The organism is Candidatus Uabimicrobium helgolandensis, assembly GCF_041508025.1.
GTDB lineage: Bacteria > Planctomycetota > Uabimicrobiia > Uabimicrobiales > Uabimicrobiaceae > Uabimicrobium > Uabimicrobium helgolandensis.
Window position 1 is genome coordinate 8211801 of sequence record NZ_CP165719.1, and the last position, 21184, is coordinate 8232984.

A 21184-nucleotide genomic window follows, 5' to 3' on the forward strand; every position below is an offset into this window, starting at 1 on the left:
TTTTTATTGTATGAAAATCTACTGCATACTTCAACTACTAGGTTTTAGCATAATGTATAAGTACATTTTTTTTCTATGCTGTATTTGTAATATTTATACTCAAATTCAAATAGACCCTCTGTATTCAAATAACTATCGGCCAGGAACTTGGTGGCCTGTACGTTTTACCGCACAAGAAAGTACTAATCTAAAAGTATCTATTGATAACTTTAATATTGATTTTACAGTTCCAAACACACAACATGTTGGCTACAGCATCTTATCTAAACAACTTGTTCACATTCAAATTGTCGCTCAAAAAAAACAAGCTCAACATTTCTCACTCAATACTTTAAAACAAACAGATCAACTCATTGGTATCTATGGGAATTCTCATACTTCTATACCTGTGTCCCACCGAGATATTTATTACACTCATATCAAGTGGCTACCCGATCACTGGGAAGGATTAGCTCCACTAAATTGCCTATTTATAAATCGCGAGTTAAATTCGCGCGAAAAAAACATAGTCAAAACTTGGGTTGCTGCTGGAGGGAATGCATTTTTAAAAGCAAATTTTATGCCTGAAATAAATCATAATTCTAAAAAAACAATCTTATATGGGCGTGGAAAGATATTTTTTATTAATATATTTTCTTCATCTGCTATTGACGAAATGGTGATTAATCATAAAAATCCTTACGCTAAAATTCAAGCAATATATGACATTCCTCCTGTAAAACCTCGGTTCTGGTCTACAAATATTTACATTTGTATTAGCCTGTTTTGCTTACTACATTTATGTATTATTTTTTTTATCAATTTTAGTAAAAAAAATATTAATCATCGTGCAGTAATTATGTTCATTTTGACAATTGTAAATACATCATTGCTAGCTTTTTGGCTAAGTCAATATCAGCTAGTTCATTACACCTCTATTGATTTATGCCCACAAAACAATGAAACGACTCTCGTTACCACGATCCATGATTTCACCACAAAAAACCTCAAGCAATTCAAACATTCTTTCACACAACTCCCAATGCCTATTCTCCAACGAGAACAACAACCATTTTCACTAACGCGTACTGAAAAGAGCTGGCTAGTAAGCACTACAAGTAATCGCTATATTTGCCAGACCTTTACAATAAAAGAATACATTGGAACTATGCAATTCGAAAAACAGAATTCAAAATTAATTAACGATAGCGAAGTAGACTGGGAAAATACCTATTTTAGCAACAATAAAAAAGGCTTTTTTGTTGGAAACTGCTTAAGTGGAGAATCATTGGTACTGCCTAAGAAAGAACAAAAGAAACTTCAAGAATTTCCGCAAAGTTGGTTACAAGAATTATTTCCTCAAAAAGTTGTTTTTAGCATAAAAAAACATGAGCAAGGAAGTAAACCTCCTTTTGCATTTTTGGAGAAATACCAAATTCATTTCATCGACACCAAATGATTATTGACCAACAAATCCTATTTTATCTATTACTTGTTCATAAAAATCGTCATATGCATCTTTTGCAGAAATAAGTTCTTCTCTTGTTAGTTCTGGAAGCTCCATTTGCATTTTTTCCCACATATCGACAAAATCACTAAAAAATGCATTTTTATAATAATCATGTACTTCTTCAGAAAATGGTATTTTATAAAAAAGAGAACTATCGATATTTACAATAAGTCCTTCATCCTCTCCCAAATTCTGTTCCTTTTTCCAAACATTATGTAATAGAAGCATTTTCTTGAGTAGTATGTATTCTGACGCTAATTTTAGTAGTACAGATTTATCGAGTCGCTTAACACCTTCAGATTCTTCTTCACTAGAGTCAATTAAATCTTCCTCTTCGTACACCAACTGATCTCCCTGTTCATCTTCATATGCTGAATCGATTTTTCTATTCGTAATATAAAGTCCGAAACGTCCATCTTGTTCTACCGCTGGTTCACGATTAGGAATGGCAAAAAGATACACAAATTGATGTGCTGTAATACCCGCTAGTGGGATAAGAGTACCACCAATTACTGACTTTCCTGCTGCAAGAGCTATAGGACTCATTACAATGCCTACAGGAAAAATAACCGCTCCAGCTGCGCCACCAACAATACCTATAGGGGCTGTTGCTAAACGAAAAGTAGGTTTTATTAAATATCCCCAAAAAGCATTTACAACAATGCGCGGTATCCATCCAAAAGGGGCTTCACTAACATTGGCACTAATATTACTACTTGCATCTGAAAAATCGTCCGTTATGCCTCCTACTAAATATTCGCTAAAGGATTCTCCAGAAAACTGCAAAGACTCACTACTCCAATCAGCGCAATTTTTCCAGAGGTCTTTTTTTCCATATTCAGATAAATCTCTACCTGCATCAACCCAGCTGTCTTTAGAAAATTCTAATACAGGACACATACCTGGAACAATCCAAATATCCCAACGATTGCCATTTTGATCTGTTAATTCACCTTGCATATACAAATCTGCCATTTGCGTTGCATTTGTAAATACAAATGGACGCTTACTACCACAACAACATAAAAATGTTAATAATATGGATAAAAAAACAGTGCGACATAGCATAACTTCCCTTTCTTGCTATAATTATTTTTTTTGTCTATTACTAGTATAACCAAAATAAGAGCAGATTGGGAAAAAAATGAAAGCTTATGCAATTAAAAAGTATGGTAAGATTCCTTTGGAATTAATGACATTCCCCGTTCCTGAAGTCGGAGAATCAGATATTCTTGCTGAGATTCACGCTGCTAGCGTAAATCCTGTAGACTTTAAAATGCGTAATGGCAAAGTAAAAATACTACTTAAGTATAAAATGCCACTCATCTTAGGTAATGACTTTGCTGGAGTTGTTACAAAAATAGGGAAAAAAGTAACAAAATTTAAAGTAGGTGATGAAATCTATGCTAGAGTTCCAAAAAACAGAATAGGGACCTTTGCCGAATATATAGCAGTCCATGAAAAAGCTGTAGCAATAAAACCTAAAAATCTGTCTTTTGAAGAAGCGGCCTCAATTCCTTTGGTTGGGCTCACATCATACCAAGCACTCTGCGACATAATGCACCTAGAAAAAGACCAAAAAATATTAATTCAGGCTGGCGCAGGTGGAGTAGGAACATTTGCCATACAACTTGCAAAAATTATAGGTGCACACGTTACAACAACCGTCAGTGATGCAGGAATGGAACTTGTAAAGTCTTTAGGTGCCGACAGTGTTATTAACTATAGACAACAAAACTTCGAAGATGTTCTAACTAATTGTGATGCTGTTTACGATACTTTAGGTGGAGAGTATCTAGAAAAAGCTTTTTCTATAGTAAAACCAAACGGTAATATCGTCTCTATATCAGGTTTACCTAATGCAAAATTTGGCAAACAATACAAAGTTGGCACTTTAAAAACACTTTTATTTTCACTTGTCACTCGCAAAATAACAAAACTTGAAAAACGATCTGGTGTAAAGTACACTTTTCTATTCATGTCTGATAGCGGAGAACAATTAGATATCATAAGAAATTTTATTGAAGACGGAAAAATTCGCCCTATTGTAGACCGCATATTTCCATTTAGCGAAACGCAAAAAGCTTTAGACTATGTTGAATCTGGCAGGGCTAAAGGTAAAGTTATCGTCAAAATAAAATAGACTACTTTTTACACTGCTGGAAATGTTTCTCAAAAGAAAGGGCTATTTTTTTACTATGAATCACTGCTCCTACCTGATGTGTAAAAGAGTTTTTTTTCGACCAGTTATTCGATCCTATAATAGTCTTATATCCATCGACAATAAGTATTTTACTATGTGTGACTTTCGATGTAGAGTCAAACGAAACTTTGTAAATGCCATATTTCTTTAGAATTTTTGCCACTCTTGCGTTATACATATATATATGTGAGTTAAAAGCTTTTCTTGTCGTTTTTTCGAGTAATATTTTTATTTTAACACCGCGCTTTTTTGCTTTTGCAAGTAATTCAAGTAAAAATAAATTCTTATCATACACGTAGTACATTATAACAGTGATTTCTGATTCGGCATTTTTTAAAGCATCTTCTACCACAGAATAATATTTATCGCCATAAAAATAACAACTATCATTGATAGTTATTGTTGAGGAGCATTTATTGTTGGGATTTTTCCATAACGATGCATAATATTCAACATAAAACTTTGCAATACTTTCACTATTAATAAGAATATTGCTTTCGTTATTGAAAATAAGAGATTGAAATGTCAGATTACTCGAACCAAAGAGAATATACTTATTATCAAAAATTGCCAGTTTTGCGTGAATCAAGTATCTAGAAGTATTAACTTTCGCTTGTGCACCTATTTTAAGTAATTTTTGTACTGTATTGTAGTTATGTGATTTTACAAAACTATTTCCTTCTAATAATACACGCACTTTTACACCGCGCTGTTTAGCGTGCCGTAATAAAGAGACAATTTTTTTATTCACATTTGTATTTGTTTTCATTGAAAAACCAAGAATATCAATACTTTTTTGCGCATTGTTAATCTGATTTTTTAACGTTTTAAAATATTTGCGATTGCAAATAGCTTGGTGCTCTTGGCAAAAAAGAAATGTTGAAAGCAAGATCAGCAACATTAGTCTCATTTTTAGCCTTTCTTTTTAAGTTAAATTATTAGCCTAGGATATATCGCTAATTAAATTTTTCAGTCTGAAAGCATGTGAATTTGACCGATCTTTTTGACCCAGCCATTCTCAGTTATTCCCTTTATATTTATTGATATACAGAAAACCTTTAGCGATTTTATTCAAATCGATTAGTCATGGCCACCAACCGCGATGATGGCTACGATAGTTACCAATAGCTCATTGATAACGCGTCCTAGTTAAGATATTATAATACTTAGTACGGCAAAATAGAATAACAACAAAAAATACAAAATTATGAGATTGCCTCTTCATTCGGCAGTCAAACATCACACAAAACAAAATTACTTAACCAAATATCTAGTTCAGTTTATAAATGAAGAGAGACAAAAATGATAAAAAAAACCTGTTTATTGCTTACTGCGATTGTTTTATTAACGAGTTGTATTGAAATTGAGCAAGAGATTTGGATTCACGGTGATGGTTCTGGACACGTCAGAATTGCCTTTGGTGTATCAAAATCGATGTACAAAATGATGAACTTAAAAAGCGAAGAAGATCGATTAAAAGAACGAAAAGAAAACCAAGCTTTGCTAGAAAAAAACCCAAATGTCGGAAAAGCAGAGGTAAAAGAGTACGAAAAAAACGACTTGATATTCTTCAGTGTATACGTCTCGATAAAAGACCTAAGAAACACTTCGCAATTGCAAAAAGATTTACAACAAATTTTTAGTACCAAAGGTAAAAAGCCTGGACGTAGAACTGATATATCTGTCAAAAAACTCGATAATGGTAATTATTTATTCTTGTATTCTTTTGAAGAAAAAAAAGAAGAAAATACACAATTTGCAAAAGGTGTGAATCGTTTTTTTGAAGGAAAAAATTTCTTATTTCGCTTACATGCTCCCCACATTGTTGCAACAAATGGTCGCCGCAACAAAGATCAAAACATGGCTGAGTGGAAGTTTGATATGGTAGACATTATTGAACAAAAAGGTGAATTTTTACCCGAACTGCGTGCCGAAATCGCCGGGCCGAAAATTTGGCTATGGATTACAGTTATCGCTGTATTCATATGTGCATGTGCTGGAATATATTTCTACAAATTTAAATAGAGAATCCCCATGAAAAAAATACTAATTCGCGCATCAATTGTGATTTACTTATTATTCACACTAATGGCAGTGTGCGCAGCAGGTTATTTTGCTCTTAAATCTACGGTTTGGTTTAGATCTGGTTATTCAAGACAAGACTCTTGTTTCAAAACGTTGAGGTATTTAAATAGTATAATTGCCGTGTACCAAGCAGATTTTCACATACCTCCTACGAGTTTTAATTCGTTACTTGCGATCGGTCTATTAGGAAACACCGATGGAGAAATTTATCACTGTCTATCGTGTTCTGTTGTGAAGGGTTCGCAATATGGCCAATCCAATATATTTGGTGAAAAACTTCCTGGTCATAGCTTCGACAGACCACCGCAAATAGATTACTGTTACTTATATCATAAGTCTTTACCTATAACAAATTCAACTATTTTAGCTTATTGTCCAAATCAACATAACAATAAAATTCCCACCATATTCGGCGATGGTAACGTTGATTATGTTCCTATTAACGATTTTCAAAAGCAGTTCAATTTGCAAGCTAAACTTTTAGAAAAAGCGCAAGTTAAGTTTTCTTTCAAGAGAGGTATTATTTTCCCCAAAAAATAATGGAGAAGTTTCTTATTCCATCTTTTTCTCTATATTGGGTAAAAGGACTAGTCAGGTTAGTTTTATTAGAATTGTTGTTCAAATATATTTAAATAAAGGTATGCTATGAAGAAAGTTTTGATACGTACAATCATGGTCATTTTCACGTTAGTATCTATATGCGCTGTGGGATTTTTTGGACTAAAATACTTTCCATGGAGCGCTGCTAGTTATCGTAAGCAACATTGTTTGAAATCATTGGAACGATTGAACTATGACCTTACAATCTACTCTGTAAGCAATTCTACAGGTAATTCTATAAGTGCTAAAGACTTCGGAAAATCTCTTTTTTTTCATAACCTACAAGAAAAAATATCTAATCATACATATCCCGCTAACTTTAATTCGTTATTCGCCACCAATATACTCAAAAATGACGATTGTACTATTCATAATTGCTTTTCATGTCCTTCAACAAACGGTTTATTATTTCAAAAATACAACATATTCGGCGAAAAAATTGGAAATCCTTACCTTAACATACAACCCAAGATAGATTATTGTTATTTATATCATAAATCTTTGCCTGCGAAAAAATCAACTATTTTAGTTTATTGTCCCAACCAACATGGGAATAGCATCGCTACTATATTCTATGGTGGTAATGTTGATTATGTTTCTGTCAATGATTTTCGCAGGCAATTCAACTTACAAACTAAGCTTTTAACAAAAGCACAAGTTAAATTTTCTTTCAATAAAGGTATTATTTCAGGCAACGAAGCTCGAGAGCAGTAAATTCAAAAAACAATTGAGGTTATGAACTCTCCATTAGCCTCCTTGATCACATAAATAGCAAAATAGATATCTCGACCGCCTTATCCACGACAAATATGCTAAAGATACACGCGAAATAAATAGGAGCATTCGATGAAAAATTTTATAATCTATCTGATTTTAATACTAACAGTGTTATGCACTGTAGGATTTTTTTGCCTTACAAATATGGTCTGGCGCAAAACAGAATTTCCAAGGCAAGATAATTGTTTTAAGACACTACGCTCTTTAAGTACAATAATTGACAGTCATTTATATTCTAACAGTTCCCCTCCTTTTTATCCTACTGACTTTGATTCCTTGTTTGCTCCAGATGGTGGGTTGACGCAAAGTAATATTTATAGCTATTTATCATGTTCTTGGAAAAAAGGTAATATATACAAACTTTCTAACATATTTGGTGATGAACTTAGAAGGGGACACAAGCCATCAAATATCGACTTTTGTTATTTGTATCATAAATCTTTACCGATAGAAAGCTCGACAATTATAGCCTATTGCCCAAATCCACATCCTTACTACGATAATCCTAGTCTATACATTGTTGCCATATTTTGCGGTAGCAAAGTTGTTCGAGTTCCTCTTAATGATTTTCGCAGGCAATTCAACTTACAAACTAAGCTTTTAACAAAAGCACAAGTTAAGTTTTCTTTCAATAAAGGTATTATTTCGAACAATGAGGCAGGAGAGAGCAATGAATTCAAAAAAAACAATTGAGGTTCTAGACAATAACGAAGGCTACATTAGTCTCCTAGACCACATGGGCAGCGAAATAGATATTGTTAATGCTGCTCGCGTTAGTTATGACAAATATGTTGAGAATATGCACGAAAAAGATTATAAATTACTACGCTATTTAATTCGAAATCAACATACCTCTCCCCTGGAGATGATTATATTTAAATTCGAAGTTTACTGTCCGCTATTTGTTACGCGTCAATGGTTTCGCCATCGTACTTGGAGCTATAACGAAGTAAGTCGACGTTATACTAGCGAAAATATTGCATTTTATGTACCACAAAATTTTCGCAAGCAAGACAAGAAAAACAAACAAGTTGGAAGCGGTGAACTTGAGGGTGAAACCCAAAAACACGTTCACGATGAATTACAAAAATTTACAAATGAAGCTGTGGAGTTCTATTATCAACTTTTAGATCGTGGTGTATGTAGGGAACAAGCGCGTATGGTTCTACCGCAAAATTTGATGACAAAATTTATTGGGCGCACCGATCTTAGTAACCTAATTAAATTTTTAAAATTGCGCGACGATGAACATTCGCAATGGGAAATACGCGTGTATGCTCAAGCGATTAAACAGCTTATATCTGATATTGTTCCTACAGTAATGAAGGAGTGTTTTGGTGAATAAGGTTCAGTTATTTGTAGAGCGTATAGATGATTCATTGCCGCTCCCACAGTATCAAACAGTAGGCGCTGCCGGAATTGATTTATACATAAGAGATAGTCTTGTTTTGCAACCTAAACAGCGCGGTTTTTTTCCATCAAATATCAAAATGGCTATTCCAGACGGTTACTACGTAACCATTATGCCTCGTTCTTCTTCATTTAAACTAGGAATCAATATTTTCAAAGGCACAATCGATAGTGATTTTCGCAAAGAAGTACATATTGGCATTGAAAATGCTACAGAGTTAGAAATTATCTTAGAAAAGGGACAACGCATTGCTCAGGCAATTATACACAAAGTAGAACAGGTAAAACTCACAGAAGCAAAAGTAGAAGACAATGATCGTGGTGGTTTCGGCAGTACAGGAAAATAAAATTTTAATCACTTATCTTTAAATAAGGTTTTAAATTTGCACAACATATTTCAAAAATTTTAATTTATCTGAAAATTTTATTTGCATTTTACTTTTTTTTTCGCTATATAAACACCTCCAAGAAATTGGGTATTTATGACTAAATCTATACAGGAGATATATTAATGGCGTCTAAAAAAGTGAAAACTATGCCTGTTATTGAAAATGTACGTGAGTTTATAGAAAACTGTATGGCTACAGAAAAAGTAATGAAGGGGCACAATTTTTCTGATGCAATTTTAAATAAAATCAAATTCAAAAATAGCAAAATTAGTAATGTCAAAATGAAAAGTTCACAAATATGCGATGCTAATTTCGAAAATTCTAAAATTGAAAATGTTGATTTTTCAAATGCCAATCTAAAAGGCGTAAATTTCGAAAGTGCACATCTAAAAAATGTGAACTTTCAAGGAGCAAAATGCTTAGAGGCTTCTTTTAAAAATGCTCACATTGTAAAATGCAATTTTAAAGAAGCTATATTAGAGGAAGCTTTACTTGAGGGAGTTGAAGTAATAGATACTAACTTTGAAAAAGCAAATCTACAAAATGTCGATTTAGGAAATGCTTCTCTAGACAGAGTAAACTTAAAATATTCTAACATGAGAAATGCTTATCTTGAAGGAGTTTATCTTATAGATTCTGATCTTCGAAAATCAGATATGCGTAATACCAACATTGAGGGCGCTGATCTTAAAAATTCAAATTTTGAGAAAGCAAATTTGCAAGGTTGTCAATTAGAAGGGGCAAACCTAGAGAATGTAAATTTTAAAGGCGTAAATCTTGAAGGAGCGAACATCGAAGATACGATCCTTGAAGAAGAAGGATTAGAATTATAACTAACAAAGAGAGTGAATGGGGGTTATAGTCAAAATAAATAGCAAAGTAATCATAACAAAACTAACTATTCTATATTTTGATAACGAAGTTTAAACCGAGACTCCATAATCCGTTCTCCGTTTTTTATCGTGCTTATACATTCTCCAAACCCAAAATAATCATTCATATCCCAATGAGTGATTTCGTTCTTCACTACAGAAATATCGTTGAGTTTGGTTCCATTTGTACTACCTTTTTTGAAGGTACCAATGTCATGATAACACACTTTTCTGCGCTTATTCAGAAATATTAATCCATGCTCCCTAGAAACAAATGGGTCCATATCAACGGCATTTTCATCTAAAAATGTTCGAAAATGATTATGAGCATAGCGTCCAATAGCCAAGCACATTGCTCTTCCTAGATCTTCTAAGTCAAATAGTTCTTTTTCCGTAACAATAACTTCTTCATATTGTGGTGATTTTAACAATGGAGTAAGTTTTTTGGCATCACTATAAAAAATATGTTTAGGTTCTAAACGAGTCAAGAATACTTTCACAATAGGGGCGGAATTTGCTATTTTTTCTTGGACTTCTTTTTCGTCAAAACGCAGTAAGTCTAAATAGGTTTCTCGTGGTTCTTTTAGTTTTGCTATATCTTTCAATGTGATAGATGTTAAATGGTCACCCATAGTTTTACCTTACATATTTAAACTAAACATTACTTTGATTCAGACATTATCTGTTAAGCGTATTTTTAACGAACAAAGAAAAATTGGGCCCTTAGGGCGTATCGATATAAAATAATCAAATTATAAAGAAGATTAATACGGATACGTCTTAATATGATATAATATAGAGTGTATCATAATTAGGTGTGTCGGTATCAACACACCCTATATTATATTGTTTTTGGTAAAATATTCAAGTAACAAACCTTGTGGAATCGAATTATGTTAGAATACATAAATGGAAAAGTAATTAGTTGTTACGATGGAGATCTCATTTTAGATATTGGTAGTATGGCTTTTTCTATCAAAGTTTCAACTCATGCTGAAATGCAGTTTCAAACAGGGCAAAATGTAAAGGTATTTACAGCCTTGTCTATTCGCGACGATGCAATGAAATTGTTTGGTTTTGCTAATAGCGAAGAAAGAATCTATTTTCATAAGTTACAAACAATAAGTGGCGTAGGTCCAGCAATGGCGCTTAACATTCTTTCTGGCGGAGCTCCTGAAGATTTGTGTAAAGCAATTCTTACCGAAAATTTGACATACTTTAAGAAGATTAAAGGTGTTGGTCCGAAAACCGCTAAACGAATTATTCTAGAACTTAAAGGAACAATAAGTAGTATTCCTATACCTTCGGGACAAATACAGGTCACCTCAACGCGCACAGATGGTATAAATGCTCTTGTTAGCCTAGGATACAATCAGATGACAGCAGCCACAATTATTGATCAGATTCTAAGTAAAGAACCAGAGATTCTTTTAGATGAATTAATTAAACTAGCATTACAAGAGATGTAACATTGCTTTATTTAACGTTTTATCAGTAACTCTAACACTGTTAGCTATACATACTCCAACCAACCAAACTACTCTGTTATTATCATCAACTACAATAGGAATGTGATGACGAAAAGGTTCATGAAGTTTAATATCCTTTAAGATCTTTTGAATTTTTTTCTTACCTGGAGCACCCAAAGGCTTCATTAAGTCTGATGAATTCCATGTTCGTATTTGTAGTGGTAAACAGAGCTTGTCCATATCTATAATTTGCGTAAAAACATCGCGATTATAGTTATCATCGTAGTATTTCCTAAACTCAAAAGTGGTATTGTTTACGCAAAGTTTATTGGTAAATTGATCGCTTGTGTATTCTATATTTTTTCGTTGGTATATATATATTTTTTGAGACTTCTTGCAAATAATAACTTGTTTAGATAAATAAACTTCACCACTAAGTTGGCCTTTTAGCTTCTCAATCATCGCATAATGATGCTCATACACAGAAACGTCTACTTGCATCAGCATTAGAACTTTTTTTAAGAAAAAAGGTATTATCTCTGGAGGAATATTTGAAAATGCTTCACTATCAAACACCTCAAACAACAAAGTTTTTTTTATAAACTCATCAAGATGTGTTTTTGAACAAAGTGAAGTTTTCGTTTTTTCATAGCAATCATCGGCTTGACAGTGCATGAAATTTACAATTCCTTGGCAACGCACCGTTATTTTGTTTAGAGATTGTAAAATATTAGATGAAAAATTTTTTTGCAAAAATGGCACTAGCTTAATGCGAATTTTGTTCCGCGTAAAGGAAGTATCTTTATTTGATTCATCTTCTATCCATTTTTTATCAGATAAATAATCAATCAATTCTTGTTTAGGTAGTGAAAGTAAAGGTCGTATAATCTGAATAGACGAAGAAAGAGAAACAGAGCGTTTATAAAGTATTCCGGCAAGACCAGTAATACCACTTCCGCGAATCATATTAAATAGCAATGTCTCGGCTTGGTCATTCGCATGATGTGCTACAGCAATGCTATTCGCTTTAAATTTTATAGCACACTTGTTTAGAAAAGTGTATCGAGCATTTCGCGCACGTTCTTCTATTCCTTTATCACCAGAAATAAGCAAATTTTCGCAACGTGTATAAAAAGGAAGTTTTAAAGATTTTGCAAGTAAAGCAACACTATGAGCTTCATCAAATGATGAATTCCGTAAACCGTGATCTAAGTGAGCAATAGATAGATGTAGCGTATACTGCGAACGAAGTTCGAGAAGAATATATAACAAAGCAATCGAATCCGCACCACCAGAAACAGCAATAACAATGCGATCATCTTTTTTTATTAAACTATGACTTTCGATATTTCCTATTACTTGTTTAATAAGCATGTGAAATTGTGGCCTTTGGATTAATAAATATTCAGATCTTTATCCAAACGATAAACGCAGCGAAACCCAATAAAATTATAGCGTACAGTATTCATCCAGCAGCCTCGCATTGTATTGCGAATACTAGTGATCGCGTCATTCCAAGATCCTCCGCGAACTACACGCGAAAGCTTATCAGAGTCATTTACTGGATTTGTGACATTACCAGAACTATAAAAGTTAGGATCATAAGTATCATAGCACCACTCAGAAACATTACCAACCATATCTAAGCAACCATATGGAGAGCTGGCTTCAGGATATGAACCAACAGGAGTTGTTTTACCTAAATTCCCTCCAAAATTTGCCATAGATGATGTGGGCAAATCTTTTCCCCACGGGTACATTCTCTCATCGTTACCTCTTGAAGCTTTCTCCCATTCAGCCTCCGTAGGTAAACTTTTACCTGCCCACTTAGCATATGCCCAAGCATCCCACCAATCTACAAAAACAACAGGACTGTTAGGAAGATCACTATAAAGTGAATACTCTGGAGTTCTCCAACTTTTAGGTTTGAAATTGTTTACTTTGGTTTGTTTAGGGTGAGCTATTTGCGCAATATCCATTTTCGATGTTTCTTGTAGAAAGCGCATGTATTGTTTATTGGTAACAGGATACAAATCAATTAAGTAAGTACTCAAATGAACCTCGTGAACGGGAGACTCACTATTTCTTTCAGTTGATCCCATTGTAAAAGGGCCTTCTGAAATCAAAACCATGGCACTACCATCTTTACTGTTGTAAATTTTATCTCCCTTTATTGTCATATTTTTAGGGAGCAAAATCTTGTTTCCATTTGGATCTATAATATGATTTTGATTTTCGACTGTTTTTGGTTTTGCTGGTACTGATTTTGCACTTTCAGGATTTGCTAAAGCCTCAACCAAATTTTTGAATATTTCTTCAGCATTAGAATATCTTTCTTCCAAACCATATCGAACACTTTTTGCAATAATATTCCTAATATAACGAGGAACATCATCACTAAAAACATCATTAATGCTACCACTTAGAAGATAACTTAGTATTTTTCCTAAAGAATAAACGTCACTACTAAGTTCTAAGGCTTCACCTTTAACAACTTCTGGTGCGTAAAATGTCGTATCTTCCATATTATAACCATCAATAGGCTCTCCCCACATTTCTCCAACACAAAAACCAAAATTGCATATTTTGATATTTTCTCCATCAAAAAGAATATTGTGCAAAGAAAGATAGCCGTGAGCAATTTGAAAATCATGAGCGTGAGCAACTGCTCCAAGAATTTGCATCGCAACCTCTTGCCATTTATCTATATCCAAAGAGCCATTGCTTTCAACATACTGTTTTAAAGAGATACCATCAAAATAGTCAGCGATAACAATTTTATCCTTAGATGTTTCTTTAACATCTAGTATCTCTAATATTTTAGAGTGCTTTAATTTGTGGCTTTCTTTTATATTTTCAAGAGCTTGAGCAGGTGGATTTCGAAGAACTTTAATAAGTATTTTTTTCTCAGCATAAAGATCATTTCCCTGATATACTTCTTCGAAAAGATTTACAGACAAAACCTGTTCTATCGTATAGCGATCTGTAGGGAGCATAGCAAAAGAAGGACTAGAGTCAACGGCAGCGTTATATGCTTCAATCGCAGCAGAGTATTCGTTACACTTAATAGCCGCTTTGAAATAAAGCATATAGATAAGAGGATTTGTAACTCCCGTCTCCATAACTTCCATAATAAGATTTGATACATCCACATAGTATTTCTTTGTATAGTAGTAATAACCTAAACATAAAAGAAGCTCTTCTCGTTCCCCAAAAGGAATATTTTCCCAGCCAAGCCCTTGAACATATTGCATTAAATGCCCAATATACTCTTCTTCTTTTGCTGAAACAAACGTTCCTATATCATGTGGAATAACTCGAAGTATGTTTGCATCGCGCGCTGCTAATATTTGAATAGTTTCATAGAGAAATGAATTAAAATAACAAGTAGATGAAATTTGCCTATCGTGAGAACAATTACAAATAATATTTGCTATTTGACAACGAATAGAACTCATATTATAAGCAAATCGACTATCTTCTAGTTCGTGGTTATAGATTTCATTGCATAAATCCTCTATAGCTTCTTCACGAAGATATTCGAAGAGAATTTCGGCCTTTTGAGAAAGAATAATTTGTAAGATACCGACATCAGTAACATCATTCCAGCTTAGATTTTCTGGTAAAGGCAATTGTATACTTATCTGCGTTTCTAGCATCAATTCTAGTATTTGAATTGCTTTCGTAATTTGAGAATGATTCCATACTTTTATTTGTTTATCCAACGTTTTATCCCTTATATACTCTGCAATCCACATAAACTACAAACACTTTGCCCACTTACCATTTTAGCTCCACAATGTTGACATCTCATACCTTTTTCAAAAATAACAGACTCTCTTTGTTCCGGTGGTGGATCCTCAGGAAAAAGCAAATCTAAGATGTCTTGCTTGTTTGAATTTTGATTTTCATTAACAGGGTTGGGTACTGTCAGTTCCACGTGGCATCTCACGCAATCAAATTTATAACCTACCAGAGAATTCGCCGATGTGAAATATTGACCGCACTGGCATTTGAATATAATAGGCATTGATCAGAAACCTAACTAATAGTTGATAGGAACAAGGTTATTCTCGAAATACATGCCAATGATTTCGCCGTAAATATTAAATATAGGAGCTCCGTAAGAATTGCAAGAAATAGTTAATCTTGTATTTTTCACAAAACCTTCAGTAACCACTTTGTTCAAAGTTCCATTATCCCTTATACCATCTTTAGGACTAGTATAAATAGAAAACACTTTCATTTGTTCTTCGGTGAGTTTTGAATTTAGAATGATTTTTTGTTGAGGCAATGCAAAAGGAATTACTCCATCAATGGTGATCTTACATAGTTTTTCATTCTGCATCTTTATATTACCTATTTTTTTTCCGCCTATACGAGCATAATCATTATTGTAGCTATGGGTAAAATCCAAAGTATTATACCCTAAACTTTTATCAAATATTGGCATACGACTTGGCCAAACAGCTACAACATGAACTAATTTCTCCACTGGATTTTCAGATTGATTTTCCCATGGATAAAGACTAGCTCGTAATGCGATTATTTTTGTTTTCCCATCACTATGATATAAAACTCCAGTGCTATAAGTCTGCCCACGTATTATCTTGCCATTAATCTTCACAAGATAACGACTATACACAGGAACAACCACTTCACTATAATTTGTGTATATACCTTTTTCATCATAAGTTTTTTGGGAAAACGCGCCAAAAAAAATAATGACCAATATAAACACAACTACAGCAATTACAATACTCTCTTTTTTGCGATCATTGGTATAATTTTTCACTTTTTTGTATATATCAAAATCTTGGATATTATTCGTATATCTTTGCGACTTTTCTTTTATTTTAGCGAGTACTTGGTTGCGCTTTTTAACGCGTTTGATTTTCTTTTTTGGAGACTTTATGGTAGGCGTTTTGTCCTGCGCAACAATAAGCTCTTTTGTTTCTGTGGCATCTATTTGTTGCTTAGAAACAACATTTTCTTTTGTGTCGGGAGCTAAAGTTTCTTCTTCTGCAATAATTATCTTTTCTGGCAAAGAATCATCCGGGACAACCACAGATTGATCATTCCCGTGATATAGGAATTGAAATTTGGGCCCTTCTTTGCCTAGTTGTACAATATCAAGGTTTTGTAATTTGCTATTTTTACAAACAACCCCATTGAGAAAGGTTCCATTTGCAGACTGTAAATCTTCAAGATAGTATCCATCATCTCCGCAGCAAATTAAAGCATGATAACCCGAAACTTCTCTATTTTTTAGCGGATCGAGAGCTAATTCACAATCTGGTTGTCTTCCTAATCGCACAGATTTTTTGTCGAAATTAAAAACAGTATCAGTATCAAGGCGTTTTAAAAAGAAAGTATTTTCTATTTTAGAAGAAGATTTTTCTTGGTCATCAACTTTACAATCATAAACTTCAACTTCGGGTCCATCAACACCTAAACGAAACACAAGTCCTTGTTTTAGTTGAATAGGGGTTTTGACAGGCTGATCGTTGACAAAAGTACCATTTTTGCTGTTGAGATCCTCTAAGTAATAATATCCACTGGATTTATAAATTTTAGCGTGCTGTCCGTGAACAGAAAGATCTTGATAGGGGTCTAATTGTAAAATACACTCAGGTTTGCGCCCAGCATATATCACATCTAGATCACTTTTGACGATCTTTCCTTCTTTCCCACCAGATAATATTCTAAATACGATCATGTGTATGTACCTTAGCTTCCGAATATAGAAACACTTTGGAAAATTGCCTATTTAGGTGACCGGAAAATCAAGACAAAAAATATGTTCTCCTACGCGAAACATATCATTATTTTTAAGTATACTTGGCCGAGTTATTCTTATCCATGTTCCCATTTCACTATCTAAATCTTGTAATATATATCCGCTTTTGTGTTCAAAAACAGAAGCATGTTGAGGTGAAAGTGTCTTATCATTACTAAATACAATACTTCCTGATTCGCGCCCGAAAGTTATTTTACTTTGTATAATAGTTATGTCATACCCACCTTGCTCAATAAAGTATACTAGTTTAGCTTTAGGAATTGTTGCCGATGGCAAAAAAGCTCCTGTTATTCTTTTAGGAACAATTGATTTGTCTGCTTTTTTTATTAGTCTAAATTGAAAAATTTGCTTACCAATACTAAATATATCACCATCTTTTAAAAGATATGGTTTACGAAGTTTCAAATAAGTTCCGTTCATACTTCCTAAATCGTCAACTACGACTTTTTGCTGATGATAGTATACCTTACAGTGGCGCTTTGAAATTTTCTGACTTTTAGGAAAGATAATATCTCCCTCATCGCGACCGATAATATTATCTTTAACTGTTAGTTCGTAGCTCTTTTCCTCATCACCATGGTGAACTATTTTTGCTAATAGTTCTGTTTTTTTTGCATTTAATTTATTGCCACATACCTGACACTGTTCATAAAAAGATACGTTTTCAGCACGACAATAGGTACAGATGATAATGTCTTGCGACTCTTGATTGCTATTTTTATTTTCTTGAAAAATAGGGCTTACCATATCGTTATATTTAACAAATATATCATCTTTATTGTCGGGTAAAGGATATTCTTTCATTAGTTCAGTATTTTCATCACTGTTTTCTTTTTTAAAAAACGACAAGGTTGGTGGCACCTCTTTTGAGTTTTTATTTGTAATAACAGTATTTGGAATAACCTTTTTATCTAAACGCAAAAGCTCCTCATTGCCTACTTGCGTGCCAACAACTGTATCAGGAATTGGTCTTCTTTCGCTTTTAGTTATTAACGTTGAGGGAATTTTTCTCTTAGCTACTAAGGGAGCATTGCAATTTTTACAAAGGCGAGCTTTTTGTAAATTTCTTGTTCCGCAATTTTTGCATATGATCATGAATGAATCCAGCTACTTAAAATGAGTCTATGAGTCTTCACTACTATCATTTTCAGCGTACTTTTTAAAAATAAAAACAACAGAATCACTGATAATTAGTTTATCTCCAACATTTAGTTGCTTCTTCTCTTTACCGCTCTCACTCTTCAATAAACGATGATCATCGTCTTTTATATTAATCCATGTAGAACCTTTACCTGAAACATCTTGAAAAGAAAAATTACCATCCTCAAATGTTATGCAAGCATGTTTTCTTGCAATATACTCATCTTTTTCGTTAAAGTAAAATTTCCAAAGGTCAATGTCAGGATAAATCCCCTCTTCAGTACTTCTTCGTCCAACGCTTAAGGCAGGAGTATCTTCCGTTTTACTCCACTCTTGGGGATTTAAGTCTAAAATATGAGTAAAAGCATTGCGTTGTTTGAAATATAGAGGAGTTTGAGACTCTACTTCCAAATAGTATTCAGCGCTTTGTTTTTCATCTTCGCTTTCAGGCGTGTCTGGTTCTTCAGTAATATTATCAGGAACAAGTTCAAAACGAAAAACCAAAGATTCACTTAAGAAAATTCGATCTCCATGATGCAGTTCTATCGTTTCATTATTGATGACTTTTACTTTTTCTTGTATAGAGGTGGAATTATTGTTGCAAATATCTTCAACAAAATATTTACCCTCTTCATGAATAAATCTTGCATGTTGCCTTGATATGTAAGGGTCTCCTCCATCCAAACGATACTGTCTAAGATTTATGTCAGGATAAATATCATGTTCAGGGTCCATTACACCAAGGCTTATTTCATCCTGTTCAAAACGAATTTCTGATACCCATACGCCTTTATACAATACTTTAATACCACCTTCTACGGTAATTCTGGCGTTATAATTTACATTCTCATCTGTAGTCATCTCTACTTTTCCTTATGATTTCTACACCAAGCTAAAAAAAGAGCTCTTAGTTCTTTAAAATATTGGACAATATAACATAAAGAAAATTCTTTTTCCACTTTTTTTACAAAGGCAAAAATTTTCTCCATAACTACGTAATGATATGATAAAATAAATTAATCAACCAACCGAAAGTATTTAGGACATGCCTCCGTTTAGGTTTCTACAAAACTCTAGTTATTTTAGCGAATAGCGAGTTACCTTTAGAAGTACATGATTCCTAAAAACACCTAATGACGAAAATACAAAAAGGGACAAATCTTACTTTAAAAATTTAAATCTATAGAAAAACAGTAAGCGTCTTTTCGTTCCTTGATATGCAAGAGATACTAGAAAGAAAGCTTTGTTTTTTTAGGAATGCGCAATGAACACAAAAGACCTTGCTCATAAAATACAAGTTCTATCTCAAAAATATAACCAAATAGTGCGCGAACAAAAGTGGTCTACCGCTCTAGAAATATCTCAGCAAATGATCGAAATCAATCCTAAAAGTGCTATATGTTATAATTATCGAGGATTTGCGTACTTTAAACTTTTACAATTCGATCGAGCGCGCCTTGATTTCGAACATGTTTTAATTCTCGATGCCAACAACAAAAACGCGAAGATTATGTTGAGTAAAACTAACACACACCTTCATTCATTACACGATGAAAATGAAACAATTCCTCTAAACAAAATAGTCAAACCTACAGGAAATGAAAATACAGAAACACAACCCTTAGAGCATCTAAGATCAGAGCCAAAACCCGTAGTAACCACAGACGGTTTTATCGAGGAAAAAACGACACAAGTTATTCCACAAACAAAAACAACTGAATTACTTTCATCTGTTAGTACAATGTTAGAAGACAACCAAAAACCAGCATCGAAAATTTCGAAACAAACAATTATAGTCGCTAGTTCGATGTTGATTATAGGAATTATTTGCGGGTTACTTCTTTTACCTAAAAAAAACGTTGTTCACATAGAAAATACAGAAAACAACAACACTGTTTTTGATTCATCACCAAGTGATAAAACTTTCGAAAAAATTGCAAACTTAGAAGTTCCGTTACAAGAAAATCCAGGTAAAGAACCAAAATCAATAGAAATGCCTACTCAATCTAGAGCAAAGGAAAAGACTAACAACAAAAATAAGAATATAGAAAAAAAACAGGCTCCATTAATAGAAATTACAAACCCTGAAATAAATAATCCAAGCAATCCAGAAAACAAAAATAGTCAAGAAGATATTGTTGACAAAGTCGATAAAAAAAATACTCTCAACGAAGATAACAATAAAGAAATTAACGAAGATATTGATGAAAAAATACCCGGTGAAAATATTGCCAAAGCGACTGAAAAAGATAATGAAGATATAAAGAGTTTGGAAAAACCCAAAGACGTTAATCCACCAATTTTGATTGATATTATGGGAATAGAAATCGACTTGCGCAAATCAAAAAACATTGTTTTTGTTGTCGACAATTCTTCAAGTATGAAAAAACAAGTTGCGGAGTACAAAAAAAGCAAACACAATTTAATTATGAAAGCCTTAGGAACACTAATACCAAAATTTAGTGAACATAATGTTAACATAAATTGTATATTGTTTAACAAAAAAGTAACTCTTTGGAATTCTAAACTAAAAATAGCAAATGATACCAGCTTTCAAAAATTCTTTACCAAAAACAAACCACAGCCAGGCACCAATACATACGACGCTTTACACAAAGCACTCAAGATGAAAAGTGTTGACACAATATTCCTTATAGCCGATGGTTCGCCAGGAACAGGAACATATGTAACACACCGCGATATTTTACAAAATATCCAAAGTGTAAATAGTGGTAAAGTTCAAATACACACAATTGCAATGTATGTATTTGGTTCTACGAAAAAGTTTTTGCAAAAACTAGCACAAGAAAATGCTGGAAAATTCTACTTACACAAGTAGAACATAAGGGCGTGTCATCAATTTAGATATTAATAACCATCATAACCATAGTTGTAGTCGTGATCCTAGGAGGCAAAATTGACTACCTTTGAAAATAACAATAGAACTTGA

At 33.4% G+C, this 21184-nt stretch carries 20 protein-coding genes; 11 read left to right on the forward strand and 9 right to left on the reverse strand.

The window, feature by feature from the left end:
• Positions 1 to 52: 52 nt before the first annotated feature.
• On the forward strand, positions 53 to 1438 hold the full coding sequence (locus UABHE_RS30245; RefSeq protein WP_372367123.1) for a hypothetical protein: 1386 nt from the start codon (positions 53 to 55) through the stop codon (positions 1436 to 1438).
• On the opposite strand, the gene UABHE_RS30250 is transcribed toward UABHE_RS30245, so the two are convergent.
• A complete protein-coding gene (locus UABHE_RS30250; protein ID WP_372367124.1) occupies positions 1439 to 2557 on the reverse strand; it encodes a hypothetical protein in 1119 nt (372 codons plus the stop codon).
• Positions 2558 to 2633: 76 nt separating this feature from the next.
• On the opposite strand from UABHE_RS30250, the gene UABHE_RS30255 reads away from it, so the two are divergent.
• Positions 2634 to 3632 (forward strand): NADP-dependent oxidoreductase, encoded by a 999-nt coding sequence (locus tag UABHE_RS30255; protein WP_372367125.1) that lies wholly within the window; start codon positions 2634 to 2636, stop codon positions 3630 to 3632.
• 1 nt (position 3633) lies between these two features.
• On the opposite strand, the gene UABHE_RS30260 is transcribed toward UABHE_RS30255, so the two are convergent.
• The gene (locus UABHE_RS30260; RefSeq protein WP_372367126.1) at positions 3634 to 4593 is read right to left on the reverse strand and encodes a phosphatidylserine/phosphatidylglycerophosphate/cardiolipin synthase family protein; all 960 of its coding nucleotides are present in this window, start codon (positions 4591 to 4593) and stop codon (positions 3634 to 3636) included.
• Positions 4594 to 4994: 401 nt separating this feature from the next.
• On the opposite strand from UABHE_RS30260, the gene UABHE_RS30265 reads away from it, so the two are divergent.
• The 7 genes from UABHE_RS30265 to UABHE_RS30295 all read left to right on the forward strand — a co-directional run bounded on the left by UABHE_RS30265 (position 4995) and on the right by UABHE_RS30295 (position 9786).
• Positions 4995 to 5717 (forward strand): hypothetical protein, encoded by a 723-nt coding sequence (locus tag UABHE_RS30265; protein ID WP_372367127.1) that lies wholly within the window; start codon positions 4995 to 4997, stop codon positions 5715 to 5717.
• Positions 5718 to 5726: 9 nt separating this feature from the next.
• Positions 5727 to 6317 carry a hypothetical protein gene (locus UABHE_RS30270; RefSeq protein WP_372367128.1) on the forward strand — a complete coding sequence of 197 codons (591 nt, stop codon included), beginning with the start codon at positions 5727 to 5729 and terminating at the stop codon, positions 6315 to 6317.
• 105 nt (positions 6318 to 6422) lie between these two features.
• Positions 6423 to 7091 carry a hypothetical protein gene (locus UABHE_RS30275; RefSeq protein ID WP_372367129.1) on the forward strand — a complete coding sequence of 223 codons (669 nt, stop codon included), beginning with the start codon at positions 6423 to 6425 and terminating at the stop codon, positions 7089 to 7091.
• Positions 7092 to 7223: 132 nt separating this feature from the next.
• On the forward strand, positions 7224 to 7847 hold the full coding sequence (locus UABHE_RS30280) for a hypothetical protein (protein WP_372367130.1): 624 nt from the start codon (positions 7224 to 7226) through the stop codon (positions 7845 to 7847).
• On the forward strand, positions 7825 to 8499 hold the full coding sequence (thyX, locus tag UABHE_RS30285) for an FAD-dependent thymidylate synthase (protein ID WP_372367131.1): 675 nt from the start codon (positions 7825 to 7827) through the stop codon (positions 8497 to 8499). The genes UABHE_RS30280 and thyX overlap by 23 nt, the downstream gene beginning before the upstream one ends.
• Complete coding sequence (gene dut, locus UABHE_RS30290; RefSeq protein WP_372367132.1) at positions 8492 to 8911, forward strand: dUTP diphosphatase; 420 nt, start codon at positions 8492 to 8494, stop codon at positions 8909 to 8911. The genes thyX and dut overlap by 8 nt, the downstream gene beginning before the upstream one ends.
• A 164-nt stretch (positions 8912 to 9075) precedes the next feature.
• Positions 9076 to 9786, forward strand: a complete 711-nt coding sequence (locus tag UABHE_RS30295; protein WP_372367134.1) for a pentapeptide repeat-containing protein — start codon at positions 9076 to 9078, stop codon at positions 9784 to 9786.
• A 65-nt stretch (positions 9787 to 9851) separates the two neighbouring features.
• Here the strand turns inward: UABHE_RS30295 and UABHE_RS30300 are convergent, their stop codons facing one another.
• Entirely contained in the window at positions 9852 to 10457 is a 606-nt protein-coding gene (locus UABHE_RS30300) for an FHA domain-containing protein (RefSeq protein ID WP_372367136.1), read from the reverse strand.
• Between the two features lie 261 nt (positions 10458 to 10718).
• Between UABHE_RS30300 and ruvA the strand changes: the two genes are divergently transcribed.
• Positions 10719 to 11294, forward strand: a complete 576-nt coding sequence (gene ruvA, locus UABHE_RS30305; protein WP_372367137.1) for a Holliday junction branch migration protein RuvA — start codon at positions 10719 to 10721, stop codon at positions 11292 to 11294.
• Here the strand turns inward: ruvA and tilS are convergent.
• The 6 genes from tilS to UABHE_RS30335 form a co-directional block, all read right to left on the reverse strand.
• Positions 11280 to 12668 (reverse strand): tRNA lysidine(34) synthetase TilS, encoded by a 1389-nt coding sequence (tilS, locus tag UABHE_RS30310; RefSeq protein ID WP_372367138.1) that lies wholly within the window; start codon positions 12666 to 12668, stop codon positions 11280 to 11282. The genes ruvA and tilS overlap by 15 nt on opposite strands.
• Positions 12669 to 12688: 20 nt before the next feature.
• Positions 12689 to 15019, reverse strand: a complete 2331-nt coding sequence (locus UABHE_RS30315; RefSeq protein ID WP_372367140.1) for an SUMF1/EgtB/PvdO family nonheme iron enzyme — start codon at positions 15017 to 15019, stop codon at positions 12689 to 12691.
• A gap of 11 nt (positions 15020 to 15030) precedes the next feature.
• Positions 15031 to 15234: a hypothetical protein gene (locus UABHE_RS30320; RefSeq protein ID WP_372367141.1), complete on the reverse strand. Its 204-nt coding sequence runs from the start codon at positions 15232 to 15234 to the stop codon at positions 15031 to 15033.
• 105 nt (positions 15235 to 15339) lie between these two features.
• Positions 15340 to 17013: an FHA domain-containing protein gene (locus UABHE_RS30325; RefSeq protein ID WP_372367142.1), complete on the reverse strand. Its 1674-nt coding sequence runs from the start codon at positions 17011 to 17013 to the stop codon at positions 15340 to 15342.
• Positions 17014 to 17064: 51 nt separating this feature from the next.
• Positions 17065 to 18189, reverse strand: coding sequence for an FHA domain-containing protein (locus tag UABHE_RS30330; protein WP_372367144.1), 1125 nt, complete (start codon positions 18187 to 18189; stop codon positions 17065 to 17067).
• A gap of 27 nt (positions 18190 to 18216) precedes the next feature.
• Positions 18217 to 19095, reverse strand: a complete 879-nt coding sequence (locus UABHE_RS30335) for an FHA domain-containing protein (RefSeq protein ID WP_372367146.1) — start codon at positions 19093 to 19095, stop codon at positions 18217 to 18219.
• Between the two features lie 403 nt (positions 19096 to 19498).
• On the opposite strand from UABHE_RS30335, the gene UABHE_RS30340 reads away from it, so the two are divergent.
• Positions 19499 to 21073, forward strand: a complete 1575-nt coding sequence (locus tag UABHE_RS30340) for a VWA domain-containing protein (RefSeq protein ID WP_372367147.1) — start codon at positions 19499 to 19501, stop codon at positions 21071 to 21073.
• Positions 21074 to 21184: the final 111 nt, after the last annotated feature.

Excerpts from the sequence above, each read along its gene's own strand:
- UABHE_RS30245 (WP_372367123.1), top strand. The coding sequence starts at position 53 with ATGTATAAGTACATTTTTTTTCTATGCTGTATTTGTAATATTTATACT.
- UABHE_RS30250 (WP_372367124.1), bottom strand. The coding sequence starts at position 2,557 with ATGCTATGTCGCACTGTTTTTTTATCCATATTATTAACATTTTTATGT.
- UABHE_RS30255 (WP_372367125.1), top strand. The coding sequence starts at position 2,634 with ATGAAAGCTTATGCAATTAAAAAGTATGGTAAGATTCCTTTGGAATTA.
- UABHE_RS30260 (WP_372367126.1), bottom strand. The coding sequence starts at position 4,593 with ATGTTGCTGATCTTGCTTTCAACATTTCTTTTTTGCCAAGAGCACCAA.
- UABHE_RS30265 (WP_372367127.1), top strand. The coding sequence starts at position 4,995 with ATGATAAAAAAAACCTGTTTATTGCTTACTGCGATTGTTTTATTAACG.
- UABHE_RS30270 (WP_372367128.1), top strand. The coding sequence starts at position 5,727 with ATGAAAAAAATACTAATTCGCGCATCAATTGTGATTTACTTATTATTC.
- UABHE_RS30275 (WP_372367129.1), top strand. The coding sequence starts at position 6,423 with ATGAAGAAAGTTTTGATACGTACAATCATGGTCATTTTCACGTTAGTA.
- UABHE_RS30280 (WP_372367130.1), top strand. The coding sequence starts at position 7,224 with ATGAAAAATTTTATAATCTATCTGATTTTAATACTAACAGTGTTATGC.
- thyX (WP_372367131.1), top strand. The coding sequence starts at position 7,825 with ATGAATTCAAAAAAAACAATTGAGGTTCTAGACAATAACGAAGGCTAC.
- UABHE_RS30295 (WP_372367134.1), top strand. The coding sequence starts at position 9,076 with ATGGCGTCTAAAAAAGTGAAAACTATGCCTGTTATTGAAAATGTACGT.
- UABHE_RS30300 (WP_372367136.1), bottom strand. The coding sequence starts at position 10,457 with ATGGGTGACCATTTAACATCTATCACATTGAAAGATATAGCAAAACTA.
- ruvA (WP_372367137.1), top strand. The coding sequence starts at position 10,719 with ATGTTAGAATACATAAATGGAAAAGTAATTAGTTGTTACGATGGAGAT.
- tilS (WP_372367138.1), bottom strand. The coding sequence starts at position 12,668 with ATGCTTATTAAACAAGTAATAGGAAATATCGAAAGTCATAGTTTAATA.
- UABHE_RS30325 (WP_372367142.1), bottom strand. The coding sequence starts at position 17,013 with ATGATCGTATTTAGAATATTATCTGGTGGGAAAGAAGGAAAGATCGTC.
- UABHE_RS30330 (WP_372367144.1), bottom strand. The coding sequence starts at position 18,189 with ATGATCATATGCAAAAATTGCGGAACAAGAAATTTACAAAAAGCTCGC.
- UABHE_RS30335 (WP_372367146.1), bottom strand. The coding sequence starts at position 19,095 with ATGACTACAGATGAGAATGTAAATTATAACGCCAGAATTACCGTAGAA.
- UABHE_RS30340 (WP_372367147.1), top strand. The coding sequence starts at position 19,499 with ATGAACACAAAAGACCTTGCTCATAAAATACAAGTTCTATCTCAAAAA.